Consider the following 885-nt stretch of genomic DNA (forward strand, 5'->3'; position numbering starts at 1 on the left):
ATTGCCAAAAATAGTTCTCCAAATGCTTTGCCCGTACAGTTGTCAGTTGTCAGTTGAAAAAATCTGTTCCCTGTTCCCTGCTCCCCGTTCCCTGTTCCCTGTTCCCTCATTAAAAGAATGACGGTTGGTGACGAATCAAGCTGAAGAATTCTTCACGGGTTTTCTGTTCTTCCTGGAATACTCCTACCATTGAACTGGTAACTGTCCAAGAACCAGGTTTTTGCACTCCACGCATTACCATGCACATATGACTGGCTTCCATGACGACAGCAACACCTTTAGGTTCGAGAACGGTTTGCAGTGCCTCAGCAATTTGTCGAGTTAGTCTTTCTTGAACTTGCAATCGGCGAGAATACATTTCCACAATTCTTGCCAGTTTGCTTAATCCTACAACTTTTTGATTGGGAATATAAGCCACGTGCGCTCTACCCATAAATGGCAACATATGATGTTCGCATAAGCTAAAGAAGTTAATATCTCTAACTAACACCATTTCATCATGTCCTTCATCAAATATCGCACCATTGATGAGGTCTTCTAAAGATTGATTATAGCCACTGGTAAGAAACTTCATCGCCTTAGCTACGCGCTTGGGTGTTTTCAGAAGTCCTTCCCGTTCAGGATCTTCTCCTACTCCCACAATCATTGTTCGCACCGCTGCCATCATTTCATCCATGATTTCCTCAGATGGTGGATGTATTTGTGGTTCTTTGCCATTATGGGTATTGCGGTCTGGTCGGACATTGATAGCTTCTGCTAAATCAGGAATGAGAGGTGATTGGGAAGTGTTAGAACCGTTTGAACCAGCGATAGTCATGATTGAATTTTAGTAATTTGTCAGTTGTTCGTTGTCAGTTGTCAGTAGGGGCGAAGCATTTGGAAGAT

General features: G+C 42.9%; 1 protein-coding gene. It reads right to left on the reverse strand.

Features of this window, described 5'->3' with window-relative positions; genetic code table 11:
* Positions 1-109: 109 nt before the first annotated feature.
* Complete coding sequence (gene folE / locus FJR06_RS06060; RefSeq protein ID WP_015079151.1) at positions 110-817, reverse strand: GTP cyclohydrolase I FolE; 708 nt, start codon at positions 815-817, stop codon at positions 110-112.
* Positions 818-885: the final 68 nt, after the last annotated feature.

It is taken from the genome of Dolichospermum sp. UHCC 0352 (assembly GCF_009711925.1).
Classification (GTDB): Bacteria; Cyanobacteriota; Cyanobacteriia; order Cyanobacteriales; family Nostocaceae; genus Dolichospermum; species Dolichospermum lemmermannii.

What these genes read in the sequence shown, in the direction of transcription:
- folE (WP_015079151.1), bottom strand. Translation starts at nt 817, where the DNA reads ATGACTATCGCTGGTTCAAACGGTTCTAACACTTCCCAATCACCTCTC.